This is a genomic window from Vibrio stylophorae, from assembly GCF_921293875.1.
GTDB lineage: Bacteria > Pseudomonadota > Gammaproteobacteria > Enterobacterales > Vibrionaceae > Vibrio_A > Vibrio_A stylophorae.
Map to the genome: position 1 here is coordinate 951,916 of NZ_CAKLDI010000001.1, position 17,454 is coordinate 969,369.

Below are 17,454 nucleotides of genomic sequence, written 5' to 3' on the forward strand. Positions count from 1 at the left end.
TTTTGTGAATTCTCAGTCAGCCTCCCGCTTCAGTGAGAAGCGGGATGAAACTGAAAGCATATCCCTGTGAGATGGGTTCCGAGGATTAAGGTTCGACGGCTTCTTTCAACGCTTGCCTGTGCTCAAGAGAGAGAACGGACCAATGTTTGCCTAAGATGGCCCCTTCAAGCGCCCACAATAACTCAATGTTGAGTGGTGAGTCTTGATGCGCCTCGATGGCCTTATAGGCTTCAATACTGCCCATTTCGTAGAGTTTATCGACGCTATCGATTCCCACTTTTTTAAGCATGCGTTCGGTGCCTAAACGGAGATTCGGTAAATCTTTTAGACGAGATGGGCGCTGGTTTCGCTTTGTTTCTTGATCTTTTTTCGCCGTGAGATAGGCCTGCTCGCCTTCGACAAAAATCTGATTGGGTGTATTCCACCAAGTATCAACGATGGCGAAGTATTTGGTGATAACGGGGAATCCTCGCTTGGTGTAAATATAAGGCGTCATCCCTAGTTGTTCATAGCGAGGCTGAGAAAGGGAGTCTGCACGGAAATGGAGTTTATCGTTTACCACTAAGGCAAACATCACATCGCCGGAAAAAATGCCAAAGCCGCCAAACATCGAGCGGCACTTAATCGCGCCCAATTTCTCAAAGAGATGAAGTGAATTTTTCAGTAAGGGTTTGTCCATGTCACGTTCCGCTGAATCAAAACAAATACTGCGTGATACAAGCCAACGTTCAACGGGATGGCACGCAGTATTGAGCATTCGGTAACGCCGCTGCCATAGTAAAAACCTTAGGCCGGTCGTTTTGCGTCCTGTTCTTTCAAACAGTTTGCCAGTTCGTGCTAATCGGCAAGCTTAACTGAGTCTATCCAATCATCGAGCCATTGGCTGTCAAAATGTGAGCCTAGTTCCGAAAGCCGATTTCACTTGATTAAATCTATCTATATCAAGGAAATAACGATTCAGAACGGGATAAAAAATGTGCAATTTTATCCCGTTATATGACCGTATTTTTGGCTACTTATTCAGCGCCTTTACGGATTGGCGCTCAATCAACTCAGGCGCCATTGCGAAAGTTCGAATCTCGTGCTCTTTATCTTTCATTCGCTTGAATAACAATTCCACGGCAGTTTTGCCTAAACGACGCTTCGGCTGGTGGATGGTGGTTAATGGCGGCGAGAAATATGCTGCCAATTCAATGTTATCATAGCCAATGATAGAAATATCATCAGGTACTCGAATGCCATTCTGATGGAAGCGACTCATGGCAGCAAGCGCCATAATATCGTTAAAAGCAAATAACGCTGTTGGGCGCTCACTTTCTGGCATGTCGATGATCTGTTGCACTGCGTCAACTGTCTTGGCGCACTCAAAATCAGACTCCAGCACCCATTTATCAACTAGGGGTAAATCTGCTTCTGTCAGTGCTTTTTGCATGCCACGTAGACGTTCACGACAGGTCAATTTGTCCATTTGGCCCGTAATGCAGCCAATTTTCTCGTGACCTTGTTCAATCAAATGGCGCACTGCAAGGTAGGCACCTTGCTCGACATTATCGATGATTTTATCGCTATGTGGTGTTTCTGGACCCCAGTCCATGACCACCATCGGGAGCTCAACCATGCGATCTAGGGTATGCCAAAGCTCATCGCTTAAATCGGAGCACATCACAATCAAGCCATCGACACGTTTTTCAGCCAACATACGTAGGTAATCGCGTTGTTTGCTGATGCTGCCTTCGGTGTTACAAAGCACCAAAGTGTAACCATGCTTGTAACAATAATGCTCAACACCGTGAACTACTTCTGAAAAGAAAGTGTTATAGGATTGAGTGACCAACATGCCTATGGTGCGTGTGGTATTACATTTCAAACTGCGAGCAACCGCACTTGGCGCGTAGTTGAGCGTGTTGATCGCCTCCCACACTTTTTCGGTAGTTGCTTCTGCAACGAAACGTGTTTTGTTGATGACATGTGAGACCGTGGTGGTCGACACGCCTGCCATCTTTGCAACATCTTTAATGGTGGCCATATTGTTACCTTATATCGATGGCGCTATGAATCCATGCGCCTTTGATCGAAAACCAAAAGAGCCGATCTTAAGTACACTTGCAACGGTATGCTATGCGCATTCGTGAAAGTGAGACCGGCTCCGCTGTTTTCATGCCGACAAGCTTGTGAGGTACTTGTTATCTTCGGCGATAAATGTGGCGAGCAAATAGCTGGCTGCGCCATAAAATCCAAAATTATCCCAGCGTTGACATTGCTCGGCGAATGTATCGACCCAAGTGCGTAGCAGCTCATTGCTAATTTCAAGCTGACGGACAATAGCGTCACGGCCGGCGTCATCATCTTGTTCACTGCGTACAGCAAGATTGCCCATGAGATCCAAGATCAGGGCAAGGTGATCGCATGGCTCGTTGAAACCAGCTTGTGGGGTCATCTCCAAGGCGTCAAAGTGCTCGCGCATTTTGACCGCAGGCGCGCCATTGAGCAGGCCATCATCACAGAGATAAACCGATGCATAGGGAAGGGCGCCCGTTTTGGGGCTGGTTAAAAATAGGGTACAAAAGTCAGCAGCAAGTTCGAGTTGGCCATCGGTGCGTTTGAGCTGGCGTTGTAATTGTTGCCAAAACTGCTCTGTGGCCGGACGGAGCGCTTCGTTCTCGCCCAGTGATTGTAAAAAGAGACGACAATCATCGCTGCGATAGTTTTCAAGCGCTGCGTCGTCGAGCTCTAGCGCAAAAAGAGTCGATAGCCACCAATAGATGGTTGCGCGCTGCTGTGAATGGGGATCGAGTGTGCTCATCAATGTGCTCTTTACCACCTTTGGGTGGAGTTAAATGGGCGCTCAAAGAGCGCCCATTGTGTCGGCTTGACTATTAGTTTAGTTCCATTGCTGGGAACAGTGGATCTACGCTTTCATCGTAGATTGGGCCACTAAAGCCAGTCAATTCATAAGCTTTGCCTTTGTATTTCTCAACTTCTACCAGTGCGGTGTGGGCTGAGGTTGCTTGTGCAAGCTTTGAACTACCAATATCAAGGGTCAAGACGTTTGGATCGCCATACACACAAAGAGTCCCTGGTTTACCGCCGTGTAGCGGGTTATACCATGCACCCTCATGGATACGACAAACGCCTTGGCTGTAGTCATCAGTCACTACTGCACCAGCCAATACTTGGCCACGGTCGTTGAATACACGAACGATATCGCCAGACTTGATACCACGTGCTTTTGCATCTTCTACGCTGATGTAGAAAGGTTCACGGTTAGCAACGGCATAGCTTTCACGGTGCTTTGTTGATGAGCAAAGTTGTGAGTGCAAGCGTTGGTTCGGGTGACAGCTTTGCAAGTGCAGTGGATAGCGGTTTGATTTTGGACCACCATGGCTACGCTCTTCTTTCTCAAACCACATTGGGTGGCCTTGACAGTCGTCGTAGTGCATATCTGCAATGGTTTTACAGTAGATTTCAATCAAACCTGATGCGGTACCCAGTGGCTCAAGGTCTGGTTCGTTACGGAATGATTCGTGACGGACCCAAGCTTGGCCTTCAGGGAAGCTGACATAGCCTTCGCCTTCCCAGAATTTCTTGAAGGTTGGCATACGTACGCCAAGACCACGGCCTTGTAGACGTGCGCCGTTATAGATCTCTTCAATCCATTCCATTTTGGTTTTGCCGCCAGTGAAGTCTTGTTCACGTTTGAATCGACCACAAAGGCCAGCAAAGATATCGTAATCGTCTTTTGACTCAAACATTGGCTCAACCACTTTACGCATCGCCACGATACCTTTGTTGGAGTGGTTACCAAACTGTTCGATATCGTCACGCTCGTAGCTGGTGGTGGCTGGCAATACGATGTCCGCAAAGCGGCAGGTTGCAGTCCACTGGTGATCAATACTGACCACAGTTTCCAGCTTGCGCCACGCTTTGATCATACGGTTACGATCTTGGTGGTGGTGGAATGGGTTGTTACCACAGAAAATTGCCATTTTCATTAGTGGGAATTTAATTTTGTGACCGTTCCACTCGATGGTTTCGCCTGGGTTTTCAATACAGTCCACAAAACGTGCCACAGGAATGTAGCTGGCATAGCCATTGAAGCTGCCGTTGTGGATTGGTGGTACTGAGGTCGCCGCGCTAAAGCCTGACATCAAAGGACCGTTTGAGGTGATGGTACCCGCATCATTGTAGTGCCAACCAAAACCGAAACCGCCGCCAGGTAGACCGATTTGACCCAACATTGCAGCCACAACAACCAACATCCAAGCATATTGCTCACCGTGTTGCATACGTTGCAAACACCAGCCGCCGATAATTTGGGTACGGCCAGACGCCATTTGACGTGCCATGGCACGAATAGTGTCAGCATCAACGCCAGTGATTTTCGCAGCCCACTCAGGGGTTTTCGCAATGCCGTCGGTTTCACCCAATAGGTATGGCAAGAACTGGTCAAAGCCTGTGGTGTAGTTGGCGATGAAAGAAGCATCGTACAACTTCTCTTGATACAAGGTATAAGCAAGACCTAGCATCAAAGGCACGTCGGTTTGTGGGTTCACTTTAATCTGATCGCCACCGATCATCTTTTGTGTTTCGTTGCGAACTGGATCCACATGGATCACTTTGATTTCGCCACTTTCCACTTTCTTAGCAAGCTCAGCGTAGTAACCGTACACGCTGTGATCTGGCATCAACCAGCCCACTTGTAGGTTCTTCACTGGATCTGAGCCCCAAATCACGATGGTTTTTGCGTGCTCAAGCACCAAAGGCCATGAGGTTTGTTGCTCATACACTTCCATGGCGCCCGCAACGTGTGGCAGAACCACTTGCGCGGCACCAGTTGAGTAGTCACCCGCTTTTGATAGTGATGTACCGTGCAGATTGATACCACGACGCATCATGGTGCCTGCAGAGTGCAATTTACCGCAAGACTGCCAGCCTGAATGACCTGCATATAGGGCACTTGGGCCATAGGTGTTTTGTACACGCTCAAGCTCGAAGTAGAAGAAGTCGAGGGCTTGTGACCAGCTCACACGAACAAAGCGGTTGTCACCACGTTGTTTGGTGTCTGACTTATAGCCATGCTTCAACCAGTCCAAGCGTACCATTGGGTATTTCACACGCGCAGGGTTGTAAACCACTTCACGGACACCCGCGAGCATGGTGGTTGGGCGTGGATCGTGTTCAAAGGGTTTGGTATCTACCCAAACGCCATCTTTTACTTGTGCACGAAATGCGCCCCAGTGGGAGCCAGAAAGCACTTCACCAGTGAAGGCTGGTTGGCTTTTCTCTGCCGCGTGGGCAGATTTTGGTACCAAAAGGCTTGCACCGATAAAGGCGCCAGCAGCGGTCGCTGCAGATCCCTGCAAAAAGCGACGACGCGAGATGGTTTTATCAAATAGAGATTTCGCCATAGGTCAACTCTGTTAATAGTCATGAGGGCGCCCGAAGGCGCCCGGAATCAGGAAAAATTAGTGGTGGCCTGCGCCGCCAGTGTCTTTACCGTGGTTTTGTAGATATTTGAGCAGGGTACGCTCTTCTGTTTTATCCAAACGGTAGTAAGCACTCATCGCACTTAGGCCAGAGATCCAACCGTTCGCAGTGAAGTGCGCTGGATCTGGGGCTGCGTGACAGGCGTTACAGGTAGAGCGATACATATCTGCCGCGTAGTTCCATACTGGTTGGATGCTGGTCAACATGTTGCCTTGCTTCATCCAAGCGGTGACACGAACGTGCTGCCAAACCATATGGGTAGTTGGATCAGTTTCTTCGCCAAGAATCTGCTGGTGCTCTTTCACTTCGCCACGGATGGTTGCTTTGAATACACGTTTACCCATGTATTCAGTCATCACACGGCCTTTACCTTGTTTTTCTAGCCAGCCATCGATCTGTACTTTGATCATGTCGCCTTTGTGCTCAAGCACAGTCACTTGCGATGCAGGAAGGAGCGTACCTTGAACTTCTTTGCTTGCATCATCAGTGGCGTAGAGATCTTTCTCACTGATGGAGAACAGTGTCTTCGCATCAGGGCTCACGTTTGCTGACTGTGTTTCAAGGTCTTGGAATGCTTTCTTAAAGCCGCCTGCCATATTTGGCAGTTCATGGGCGATCCCTTTGTGACACTCGATACAGTTCATATCCGCTGCCGCTGCTTTGTTCATTTCAAAGGCTGCTTTTGCAGATTGTTTGCTGTGATCCATCGCTTCGTAAGAGTGACAGCTCTTACAGGTGGTGGATTTTTGGCGAGACATACGCGCCCAAACCTTTTGTGCCATCTCTAATCGATGCTCTTCGAATTGCTCAGGCGTATCGATTTTCTTGGTCACGAAGTGGTGGTAAAGGTCTTTCGATGCTTCTAGCTTACGAAGGACTTTACGTGGAAAGTCTTTGGCTTGGTGACAGTCAGCACAGGTCGCGCGGACACCAGAGGCGTTCTTAAAGTGAATACTCTCTTTATACTCTGCATAGTTTTGCTGCATGGTATGGCAAGAGGTACAAAATTCGATGCTCGAGGTGTATTCAAAGCCTTTGTGCAAAGCGATGACCCCAGCTAACGTGATACCCGCACCAGCAAGCAGCAAAGCCAAAAGAGAGTACTTGCTGCTCGGCGAGCGGAGAATTCGCCAAAGTTTTTTCATGGTGTTATTTCTCAAAAGTTAAGGAAATTGCGAGAGAATTTTTGATGACACCTAGTTTAAAGTTTGTTTGTAAACAGCATTACAGGAATAAATGAATAAAAGGGGTGTGGTTATGAACGAAATGTGAATAAAATAGAGGGCAAAGCAATAATAAGAGCGAACTATGGCGAACCATATTTTAGTTGTCGAAGATGAGCCCGTGACACGGGCCAAACTGGTGGGATACTTTGAGCATGAAGGATACCGCGTCAGCAGCGCCTCAAACGGCGATGAGATGCGAAATCTGCTTCAATCCGGGGGGATTGATTTGGTCATGCTCGATATTAACTTGCCGGGTGAAGATGGATTGATGCTCACGCGTACGCTGCGCAGCCAAAGTGATATTGGTATCATTCTTGTGACCGGGCGCACAGATAGTATTGACCGTATCGTCGGTTTAGAGATGGGGGCGGATGATTATGTCACCAAACCTTTCGAATTGCGTGAGCTATTGGTGCGGGTGAAAAACCTACTGTGGCGTATTGATCTTGCTCGCCGAGCGCAGGAGCAAGTCTATGCAGAGCTTGATGATGAGAGCGTGATCCGCTTTGGTGATTGGCGCTTTGATATCGACCGTCGTGCTTTGTTGCACAAAGATCAGCCGGTCAAACTCACCAAGGCTGAATATGAGCTATTGGTGGCTTTTGCGACCCATGCGAATCGTGTCCTCAGCCGTGAGCGTATTCTCAATATGATCAGCCATCGTGTTGATGCGCCAAATGATCGCACCATCGATGTGTTGGTGCGCCGTTTGCGTCGTAAAATCGAAAAAGATCCCAAGAACCCACAGCGATTTATCACTGTGCATGGGGAAGGGTATTTATTTGTTGGCGACTGATCATTGTCGCGGATACATGCATTGCCAGTAATCATTAACTGGTTCTTGAACCATCAAAAAAGCTCAGCATATGCTGAGCTTTTTTATTTCATGGCAAGATGCCGTATTACATAATACGCATGCCTGCTTGTGCACCTTCATGCGGCTCAAGAATCCATAGATCTTCACCACCAGGGCCAGCAGCTAGGATCATCCCTTCAGACATACCAAAGCGCATTTTACGAGGTTTGAGGTTGGCAACAATCACAGTGTGTTTGCCAATCAAATCTTCTGGCTCGTAAGCTGATTTAATCCCAGCAAAGATCTGACGGGTTTCACCGCCTAAATCGACGATGATTTTCAGCAATTTCTTCGCTTCAGGCACGGCTTCGGCGCTGATGATTTTTGCCACGCGCAAATCGACTTTGGCAAAGTCATCGAACTCAATCTCATCAGCGATTGGCTCTTTGCTCAGTTCAGTTTCTTGCGCCGGTGCAGCCGCTTGGACTTGTGCCGCTGCAAGCTCTTTTGAGCTTTCTACCATGGCTTCAACATGCGCCGGATCAATGCGGTTAAACAGCGCCTTGAATTTGCTGATTTGATGGCCAAGCAATGGTTGATCGATGCCATCCCAAGTCAAGGTTTCGTTAAGGAAAGCCTCAGTGCGCTCTGCCAAAATTGGTAGCACAGGCTTGAGGTAGGTCATCAATACGCGGAATAGGTTAATGCCCATGCTGCAGATGGCTTGAAGCTCGGCATCTTTGCCTTCTTCTTTTGCCACAACCCAAGGCGCTTTCTCGTCGATATATTGGTTGGCTTTATCCGCAAGCTCAATGATTTCACGGATGGCGCGACCAAATTCGCGATTTTCATAATGCTCAGCAATGCTGCCTTTGGCATCGATAAAGCTTTGGTATAGCGCTGCATCATCACAAGTCGCAGAAAGCATGCCGTCAAAGCGTTTGGCGATAAAGCCTGCGTTACGAGAAGCAAGGTTGACCACCTTGTTTACCACATCGGCGTTGACGCGCTGAACGAAGTCTTCCAAGTTCAAATCGATATCATCGATGCGGCTGTTGAGTTTAGCTGCGTAGTAGTAGCGCAGACACTCAGGATCAAGGTGCTTGAGGTAGGTGCTGGCTTGAATAAAGGTGCCGCGAGATTTTGACATCTTGGCATTATTCACCGTCACATAACCATGTACGAAGACGTTGTCTGGTTTGCGATAGCCTGCGCCATCAAGCATGGCAGGCCAAAATAGGCTGTGGAAATACACGATGTCTTTACCAATAAAGTGGTAAAGCTCGGCATCGCTGTCTTGGCGCCAGTACTCATCAAAGTTCAAATCACCACGCTTGTCGCACAGATTTTTAAATGAGCCCATATAGCCAATTGGTGCATCTAGCCATACATAGAAGTATTTGCCAGGCTCGCCTGGGATCTCAAAGCCAAAGTAAGGCGCATCGCGTGAGATATCCCACTGCTGCAGACCTGACTCAAACCACTCTTGCATTTTGTTTGCGGTTTCTTTTTGTAGCGAGCCAGATTTGGTCCACTCTTTGAGCATGCTTTCAAACTGAGGCAGGTCAAAGAAGAAGTGCACTGAATCTTTCATTACAGGCGTTGCACCAGAAACTGCTGATTTTGGATTGATCAGTTCAGTTGGGCTGTAGGTCGCGCTACATACTTCACAGTTGTCGCCATACTGGTCTTCTGCTTTACATTTAGGACAGGTGCCCTTAACGAAGCGATCCGGTAGGAACATCTCTTTCTCAGGGTCAAACAGCTGAGAAATGGTGCGCGAGGTGATAAAGCCATTGTCTTTTAGTTTGAGGTAGATGTTGCTCGCAAGCTCGCGGTTTTCATCACTATGGGTGCTGTGATAGTTATCAAAGCTGATGTTAAAGCCCGCAAAATCAGTTTGGTGTTCTTGTTGCATCGCCGCAATCATCTGCTCAGGCGCCATTCCCATCTGCTGGGCCTTTAACATGATTGGTGTGCCGTGGGCATCATCCGCACAGATAAAATGAACAGTATTGCCTTGAAGGCGTTGAAAACGTACCCAGATATCCGCTTGGATATGCTCAAGCATGTGGCCGAGGTGAATCGAACCATTTGCGTAAGGTAGGGCACAGGTCACCAGAATTTTTCTTGGGGTTGCCATGATCTATTCGCTCGTAGATGGGATAAAACTAAAGCGCTGATATTACCCGATAGCCTGCTTTCTGCCTAGGGGCGAGGCGTTGAATTCCACCACTAGTTTTTGTTCAAGAATTGAAAAAACAGATACTTTGCCTTTGAAATGTCTCGCTGCTTTTGCGCTATCGCGCATCTTTACTTGCCATTTGCTGTGAAGTGCATCGCGTGAATTTGAGCTGATGGCGAAAATGTGTACTTGGCGATGTTTGTTGATTCACCCCAAATGAAAATTGGTGTTAGGATGGGAGCTTAACGACGGAGGCATTATGAGCTGGCAATTTCCCTTAAAATTTCGCGATGTAGAAGATGTACAAAACTGGCTGATTGGCTTTGAGCATTCGCTGTTGCCGACCATGTGGGCCAGTACGCCAAATTGGGTCGCCCTCAAAGAAGAGCAGCATATTGAGATTCGTTTGCCCTTCGTCAGTCGCGATATTGAATTGACCTTGACTCAGTGGATTGCCGATCAGCGCCAGTGTGGCGTGATCAGCGAAGAGACCCGCGTCGATGTTATGACCAATGTGGAAGCCTTGAAACCGGGCAATGATCAGCTTGTCGTGCCTGGCGTGAAAAACCTGATTGCCGTCAGTTCGGGTAAAGGCGGGGTGGGTAAGTCCACCATGTCGGTCAACCTTGCATTGGCCTTGCAGCATCTCGGTGCGAAAGTCGGTTTGCTTGATGGCGATATCTATGGCCCTTCGGTGCCACTGATGCTGGGTTCACAGGATAAGCGTCCAGTGACGGTCAATGGCAAACAAATGAAGCCGATTACTGCGCATGGCTTGGCCACGCAATCTATCGGTTATTTGGTGGATGCAGAAAAAGCCACGGTTTGGCGTGGGCCAATGGCTGCCAAAGCGCTACAACAAATTTTGCGTGAAACCTTCTGGCCTGATTTGGATTACTTGGTGGTGGACCTACCTCCGGGCACAGGTGATATTCAGTTGACCCTTGCACAGCAGCTTCCGGTTAATGGTGCAGTGGTCGTCACCACGCCGCAAGATCTCGCTTTAGCCGATGCTATTAAAGGTGTGGCGATGTTTGAAAAAGTCGATGTCGCGGTGTTGGGTGTGATTGAAAATATGAGTTATCACATCTGCTCTGAATGCGGTCATCACGATGCGATTTTTGGTGAAGGCGGCGCTGAAAAACTCGCCAAGCAATACCAGTTATCAGTATTGGCACAGGTGCCACTGGCGATGACCATTCGTGAAGACTTAGATAAAGGCACGCCAACTGTGGTGCGTGACCCACAAGATCCACACAGCCAGCGCTTTATTGAATTGGCAGAGCAGGTCGCAAGCCGCTTGTATTGGCAAAGTGAAGCGATTCCTGCCACCTTATCTGTGGCTAAGGTTTAGTTTGATCTGTGGTTAACGTTTGGTTTGTTGGTGTGAATCGCCAGCCCAAGTGGTTTGATTGAAAAGAGCGCGTTAGCGCTCTTTTTCTTTTTGTGACTGTTTTTGATGACAGTTTTTTGCGGTGGCGCTGGCATGTAATATGCGGCGCTCATCTTTGCAGCACTTGGCTGTTGATAGCTTCATTGCTGATTTTGCCTTCTTGGCTGTAAAGCTCACAATGCAACCGATTGCGGTGAAAAAATGCGGCTAAGCGCACATTTTTGCTGGTATCTCAGCGCAGCAATTCCTATAATTTCGCCAATTTGAACCGCGCATGCCGCGGTTCTTTTATATCCTTTATATTGTTGTTCCCCGCTCGTTTATTTAGGTATCAAACGTATGTCTGATCAATCTCATGCTTGTGTAATCGTCGGTATTGCTGGTGCATCTGCATCAGGTAAAAGCTTGATTGCTAATACCATTTTTGAAGAACTCCGTGCCAAAGTAGGCGATGCACAAATTGGGGTGATCACTGAAGATTGCTACTACCGTGACCAAGGTCATTTGACCATGGAAGAGCGTGTGAAAACCAATTATGACCATCCAAGTGCCTTGGATCATGATTTGTTGTGTCAGCACCTTGAAGCGCTGATCGATGGTCAAGCCGTTGAAGTGCCGCAGTACAGCTACTCTGAGCATACTCGCATGCAAGAAACCACTACCATGACGCCGAAAAAAGTGATCATTTTGGAAGGTATTTTGCTGCTGACTGATCCACGTCTTCGCAAATTGATGCACGCGAGTGTATTTATGGACACGCCATTGGATATTTGTTTGCTACGTCGTTTAGAGCGTGATGTGGCTGAACGCGGTCGTACCATGGAGTCTGTATTGGTGCAATATCAGCAAACCGTACGTCCTATGTTTATGCAGTTCATTGAGCCATCTAAACAATATGCGGATATCATTGTACCGCGCGGTGGTAAGAACCGTATTGCCATTGATGTGCTAAAAGCACATATCGGTAAATTGCTTAAACGCAAATAATTGATGACCCGTTTGATTGGAAAAAGCCCTGCATTGCAGGGCTTTTTTGTGTCATCGCCTCAGCGAATGCCATGCCTGCAATCTTTTTCAAGGCTAATATATGGATTGTTTGTTACACACCATCATACGATGTGAATAAAAGCTGCCTTGTAAAATCAATGTTTAAGCCTGAAAAATCTGGCATTTGTTCTCAGTCCGAGTATATAACTGACACATACACTTCAATTTAGGTTGGCACTGCGCAGTCAGTGAGGATTGCGCTTATGCTTAGACCTGAGCGCGATTCAGATCCTAAAGGAGCTCGCATGAAACTGTTGAAATATATATTGGTTGCTGTGGTTGGCGTAGTCTTGCTAGCCATTGTCGCCGTGGTTGGTTTAGTGATGTTTATCAATCCCAACCAATTTAAGCCGATGCTGGAAAAGCAAGTTGCGCAGCATACCGGCATGATCCTTGATATGCCAGGCGATATCGCTTGGCGGGTGTGGCCTTCCATTGGTCTGACTGTGGGCGAAACGGCATTGAAAACACCTGCTGATGCCGGTTTTAGTCAAGATACCGTGGTCAAAATGGGCCAAGCGGATATCGATGTCGCGGTGATGCCGCTATTGAGCCAATCCTTGGTGATTGAGCAGGTGGCACTGAAGAACAGCAAAATTTTTATCGAATACTTAGCCGATGGACGCAGCAATCTTGATGGTTTGACGCAATCGAAAAAAGAGACACCGCCAGAGCCTTCAAAAGATGCATCATCCGCTTCTGAAGGGGCGCAAAGCGCGCAGAATAATTGGCAAGTGAGCCTTGAGTCCTTGCGCTTAGATAACGCCAGTCTCACAGTGAAAGATGATCGCAAATCCACGACACAGCAACTCAATGTTACTTTATTGCATCTGCAGCAATTGGCCTTTGATGCTTGGGGTAAGGCAGAGCTTGTGCTGGCATTTCAAAATGAGCAGCAGCAGTTGAATTTAAGGTTCAATAGTCAGCTGAAATTGGCCAAAGATGTGGCAAAACTGGCATTGAAAGATATCGAGCTTTCTTTAACAGGGCGAAGTGGTGATATCCAACTGGATAAATTGACGCTTAATGCCGCAGATTTTGATTTCTCTGGCGCGCATGCCGTAACGCTAAGTGGTTTGGGACAAATGGCTCAGCAAGCCTTTACCCTTGATTTTTCCACTGAGCTTGAGGTGTCGCCAGATTTTCAACAAGTGACCCTGGCAACCCCTAAATTAGATGCAAGTTTGCAAGGCGCTGAGAAAACCACACTGGCGCTCAGTAGCGAGCAGGCCATTGTGGCCACACCGAAATCGGTGCAAGCCAAGGCGCTGTCCTTGATGCTCAATGAAATTCAAGGGCAAGCGAATGTGGCTGTGAATCTTGCACATAAAACGCCGATGGTGACTGCAAATCTGGTGCTGCCGACACTCAATCTTGACCAATTGATGGGGCAGGGGAAAACAGCCGCTGCACCTGCTGAGTCAACACAATCGGCAGACAAGCCAGCGACCAAAAAACCGTTAAGTAAAACTGAGCCCAATCTTGCTGCGCTTTCATCGGTGAACGCCAATGTGACTTTAGATATCGGTCATTTGATTGCTGACGGCATTGATTTTAAACAGGTGAAAGCGAAAGCCACATTAAACAATGGCGTACTTAAAATCAGCCAGCTGGCTACGCAAGTGTTTGATGGTCAAATCGATATGACCGCGACCTTAGATAGCCGCCAAAAACTACCGAGTTACCAGCTGAGCGGTAAAGTGGTGAACATTGCAACGCAACCCATGCTTAAGCAGCTTGCGAAAATGGATTGGCTAGAGGGCAATGCCAATTTGCAGATTAAGGTGAGCGGACAAGGTTTAAGTCCCTATCGTATCGTCAATGATGCGAAAGCGCAGGTAAATGGCGCTGTGCTTGATGGCGCAGTTCATGGGTATAACATTGCGCAAATGATTCGTGAGGCGAAAGCAAAGTACAGCGGCGGTAATGTCGCAGCGGCTGCAACGGTGCAAAAAACTGATTTTAGTGAATTGACCACCTCGCTTTCCTTAAATCAAGCCGTGCTTACGCTGAACAGTTTGAATATGAAATCACCTTTGCTACGGATTCAAGGCCAAGGGAAAGCGCCGATTAATCAGCAAACCTTGGATATGAATATTACAGCAACCATTGTGGGCAGCTTAAAAGGGCAGGGCGGTGCTTCGCTCAAAGAGCTCAAAGGGTTGCCTATTCCAATTCATCTTTATGGGCCGTGGAGCAAGGTGGATTACAAGCTAGATTACGGTAGCTTGCTCAAAGCCAAAGCAAAAGATGAAGGGCAAAAAGAGATTGATCGTTTTCTTGAGAAAAAACTAGGGGATAAACCCGAAGAGCAAGAAGCTGCAAGAGAGCTGATTAATCAGTTGTTTAAATAATACACTCAGGGAAAAGCGCCATTTGGCGCTTTTTCTTTTTATTGAATAGATAACGATAAAAAACGACGCCTTTCCAATATATTTTTGTCGATTAGAAAATCTAATTCGTTTTCTAAAAATGACTCCTCTACAATGCCGCACAAATACACAAAAACAATGAATGCAGATGTTGATTACTTGCTTGTATCTTGTCGGAATTACCGCTGAGGCGATGACGGGTGCCTTGGCTGCTGGGCGACGCCAAATGGACTGGTTTGGTGTGATGTTGGTGGCGAGTGCAACGGCCATTGGTGGCGGTACGGTGCGCGATATTTTGCTGGGACACTATCCATTGGGTTGGGTGCGTCATCCTGAATATTTGATGATTACCTGCACTGCAGGTGTGCTCACCACACTGATTGCGCCTTGGGTGGCACGCAACCGTCGTCTGTTTATGTGGCTCGATGCCATTGGTCTTGTGGTGTTTAGTATTATCGGCAGCAATGTGGCTTTAGATATGGGATTACCCGTTAGCATTGCCATTGTAGCGGCTGTGGTCACTGGCGTATTTGGTGGGCTACTTCGTGATTTGATCTGCCGTCAATCTCCACTGGTGCTGCATAAAGAGCTCTATGCATCGGTTTCTTTACTCTCTTCTGCTGTGTATATCGGCCTGATGAAAATTGGTTTAGATTCGGTGACCTTGGTGCTCTCGACCATTGTGATTGGGGTGACGATTCGGATGGCCGCGGTGCGTTATTCTTGGCACCTTCCTGTTTTTCATTTTGCAGATGACTCTGCCTTGGTCAAAGCCGAGAAAAAATAGCGCGCGAATAGTGCGCGCTCTTATCGCAGGAAAGTATTAATTCTCTTCAAGATGTTGGTCAAAGGCGCGTAATAGATCGACCTGTGACAGCATGCCTACTAAAGCCCCCTGGTTATCAACAACTGGGGCTGCGCTAATGTGATGGTGCAGAAAGTGATGAATCGCTTGGCGCAGCGTATCTGTTTGCTGCACGGTGATCACAGGCTGGCTCATAATTTGGCGGACTTGTACTTTTTCATCTAGTGGGGTGACAGTGCAGCGCTGCTCGCTATCGCTTAGCCATAAGGGCTGGCGCAATTGACGCTCACTGATAATGCCCACTAACTCGCCATGATCATTGAGTACGGGCAGATGACGAATTTTCGCATCACTCATCAGAATAAAGGCTTCGCGTAAGCCATCATTCTGATGGATGGTGATAAGGGGATGGCTCATGTAATCGACAACGGCGCGATCCATGGATGTCCTCCTGACTCAAAATTGATAAGATTTGAAATAATAGCGCGCTGAGCTGTTTCATCCAGTACTAAGTTTCTAAGATGAAAAGAAGCGAGATGAAACCAACATTTGTCGACTTTTCAGCGTGCAATAAGGAGTAAAGAATGGACTCGATTTCGCAAGCTGTGCTGGGCGCAAGCGTTGCGGGTGCTGTGGCTGGACGCCAGTGCAATGTGAAAGTGCTTTTAGCAGGCGCTGCGCTTGGTACCTTACCTGATCTGGATGTATTGATTGACTATGGTAGTGATATTGCCAATGTGGTCAAACATCGTGGTTTTTCTCACTCGTTATTTGTGTTGACCCTATTCTCGTGGTCACTGACTGCATTGCTCAAGCGCTTTTCGCAATTTGAAGCATGGGGCTTTATGCGCTTGGGGCTGTTAATTTGGCTCTCTTTAATTACCCATCCGCTTTTAGATAGCTTTACCACCTATGGTACTCAGCTATTTTGGCCATTGTCTGTACCCTCTGTGGCGCTTAACAGTGTGTTTATCATCGATCCGCTCTACACCTTGCCCCTAATAATCGGTCTGTGCTTTGCTTGGCGTCGGCGTGCTGTGATGGCGTCCATGGCCAAAGCCTGTCGCATTGGTTTATTTGTATCTTGTGCTTATCTACTTTGGTCACTGGCAGCACAGCAAATGATTATGAGCCGTGTACAAGCGCAGCTGGTGGCGACTCCCTTAGAAAATAGTCGAGTGTTGGTGAGTGCTAGTCCATTCAATACCTTGCTATGGCGCGTTGTGGTGATGGGGGAGGAGCACTATTGGGAGGGGACGGCATCGCTTTTAGATAGCCATGCGCAAATTGATTTTTCCGTGCATCCCATTGGCCGTTGGCCCTTTGACGTGGAGCCGCAATCATTGCGCGCTTTACGCCGATTTACCCATGATTATTTGCGCTTTGAGGTGCGAGAGCAGCAGCTGCTTGCGGTAGATTTGCGCTTAGGGTTTGTCAATTACCACCCCTTTAGCTTTGTCATGGCGACTCAAAATGAGCAAGGCGCGTGGCAAGCGTTGGAGCAGCCTTATCAAATCGCGCGCAATGAGATGGGGCCGCGACCTATCAGTGTGGTGCAGCTTTGGCAGCGTTTGTGGGGTGACCCATTGGCGCTTCACGCAAAGAGCCCTGCATTTGATAGCCAAGATGCAGCGCCCTTTCCTGTGCAATAAGCGAAGTCTTTAAAATAAAAAACGCAGCTCAAGGCTGCGTTTTTTGATATTGCCCTGTGGGGCTAAAAAGTTATTTAACCTTCAAGACCTGCTGAGGCTGATTTGTTTTGAATCAGCTCAATGGCGTAGCCATCTGGATCACGTACAAAAGCGATTTCGGTCGTGCCACCTTTTACTGGGCCTGGTTCACGGGTGATATTGCCCCCTGCTGCGCGAATCGCTTCACAGGTGCTGTAAATATCACCGACGCCAATGGCGATGTGACCAAACGCATTGCCTTGGTCGTAGCTGTCCTTGCCCCAGTTATAGGTCAATTCAATCACAGATCCTTGTGATTCATCACCATAGCCAACAAAGGCAAGGGTATATTCATACTCTTTGTTTTCATTGGTGCGAAGTAGGGTCATGCCCATCACTTCGGTGTAAAAGGCGATTGCGCGGTCAAGATCGCCTACGCGAATCATGGTATGCAAAATGCGTCCATTTGCCAT

General features: G+C 47.9%; 14 protein-coding genes and 1 riboswitch. Of the genes, 6 read left to right on the forward strand and 8 right to left on the reverse strand.

Annotated elements, in window-relative coordinates; all coding sequences use genetic code 11:
• Nucleotides 1-85: 85 nt before the first annotated feature.
• The 5 genes from L9P36_RS04395 to torC all read right to left on the reverse strand — a co-directional run bounded on the left by L9P36_RS04395 (nt 86) and on the right by torC (nt 6,632).
• On the reverse strand, nt 86-679 hold the full coding sequence (locus L9P36_RS04395; protein WP_237465248.1) for a TfoX/Sxy family DNA transformation protein: 594 nt from the start codon (nt 677-679) through the stop codon (nt 86-88).
• Nucleotides 680-756: 77 nt separating this feature from the next.
• Nucleotides 757-839: riboswitch (cyclic di-GMP riboswitch) on the reverse strand.
• Between the two features lie 173 nt (nt 840-1,012).
• Nucleotides 1,013-2,026: a substrate-binding domain-containing protein gene (locus tag L9P36_RS04400; RefSeq protein ID WP_237465250.1), complete on the reverse strand. Its 1,014-nt coding sequence runs from the start codon at nt 2,024-2,026 to the stop codon at nt 1,013-1,015.
• A gap of 129 nt (nt 2,027-2,155) precedes the next feature.
• Complete coding sequence (gene torD / locus L9P36_RS04405) at nt 2,156-2,803, reverse strand: molecular chaperone TorD (RefSeq protein ID WP_237465252.1); 648 nt, start codon at nt 2,801-2,803, stop codon at nt 2,156-2,158.
• 73 nt (nt 2,804-2,876) lie between these two features.
• Nucleotides 2,877-5,408: a trimethylamine-N-oxide reductase TorA gene (gene torA, locus L9P36_RS04410; RefSeq protein WP_237465254.1), complete on the reverse strand. Its 2,532-nt coding sequence runs from the start codon at nt 5,406-5,408 to the stop codon at nt 2,877-2,879.
• 57 nt (nt 5,409-5,465) lie between these two features.
• The gene (gene torC / locus L9P36_RS04415; protein WP_237465256.1) at nt 5,466-6,632 is read right to left on the reverse strand and encodes a pentaheme c-type cytochrome TorC; all 1,167 of its coding nucleotides are present in this window, start codon (nt 6,630-6,632) and stop codon (nt 5,466-5,468) included.
• 163 nt (nt 6,633-6,795) lie between these two features.
• Here torC and torR point away from each other — a divergent pair, with 163 nt between their 5' ends.
• Complete coding sequence (gene torR / locus L9P36_RS04420) at nt 6,796-7,509, forward strand: two-component system response regulator TorR (RefSeq protein WP_237465258.1); 714 nt, start codon at nt 6,796-6,798, stop codon at nt 7,507-7,509.
• 106 nt (nt 7,510-7,615) lie between these two features.
• On the opposite strand, the gene metG is transcribed toward torR, so the two are convergent.
• Nucleotides 7,616-9,652: a methionine--tRNA ligase gene (gene metG / locus L9P36_RS04425; RefSeq protein ID WP_237465260.1), complete on the reverse strand. Its 2,037-nt coding sequence runs from the start codon at nt 9,650-9,652 to the stop codon at nt 7,616-7,618.
• A gap of 301 nt (nt 9,653-9,953) precedes the next feature.
• Between metG and apbC the strand changes: the two genes are divergently transcribed.
• From apbC to L9P36_RS04445, 4 genes are all read left to right on the forward strand, one after another.
• A complete protein-coding gene (apbC, locus tag L9P36_RS04430) occupies nt 9,954-11,048 on the forward strand; it encodes an iron-sulfur cluster carrier protein ApbC (protein WP_237465262.1) in 1,095 nt (364 codons plus the stop codon).
• A gap of 378 nt (nt 11,049-11,426) precedes the next feature.
• Nucleotides 11,427-12,074, forward strand: coding sequence for a uridine kinase (gene udk / locus L9P36_RS04435; protein ID WP_237465264.1), 648 nt, complete (start codon nt 11,427-11,429; stop codon nt 12,072-12,074).
• A 305-nt stretch (nt 12,075-12,379) separates the two neighbouring features.
• A complete protein-coding gene (locus L9P36_RS04440; RefSeq protein WP_237465266.1) occupies nt 12,380-14,488 on the forward strand; it encodes an AsmA family protein in 2,109 nt (702 codons plus the stop codon).
• Between the two features lie 166 nt (nt 14,489-14,654).
• Nucleotides 14,655-15,293: a trimeric intracellular cation channel family protein gene (locus L9P36_RS04445; protein ID WP_237465268.1), complete on the forward strand. Its 639-nt coding sequence runs from the start codon at nt 14,655-14,657 to the stop codon at nt 15,291-15,293.
• A 36-nt stretch (nt 15,294-15,329) separates the two neighbouring features.
• Here the strand turns inward: L9P36_RS04445 and L9P36_RS04450 are convergent, their stop codons facing one another.
• Nucleotides 15,330-15,752: a CBS domain-containing protein gene (locus L9P36_RS04450; protein ID WP_237465269.1), complete on the reverse strand. Its 423-nt coding sequence runs from the start codon at nt 15,750-15,752 to the stop codon at nt 15,330-15,332.
• Between the two features lie 143 nt (nt 15,753-15,895).
• Here L9P36_RS04450 and L9P36_RS04455 point away from each other — a divergent pair, with 143 nt between their 5' ends.
• Entirely contained in the window at nt 15,896-16,963 is a 1,068-nt protein-coding gene (locus tag L9P36_RS04455; protein ID WP_237465271.1) for a metal-dependent hydrolase, read from the forward strand.
• 74 nt (nt 16,964-17,037) lie between these two features.
• On the opposite strand, the gene gloA is transcribed toward L9P36_RS04455, so the two are convergent.
• Nucleotides 17,038-17,454: a lactoylglutathione lyase gene (gene gloA, locus L9P36_RS04460; protein ID WP_237465273.1), complete on the reverse strand. Its 417-nt coding sequence runs from the start codon at nt 17,452-17,454 to the stop codon at nt 17,038-17,040.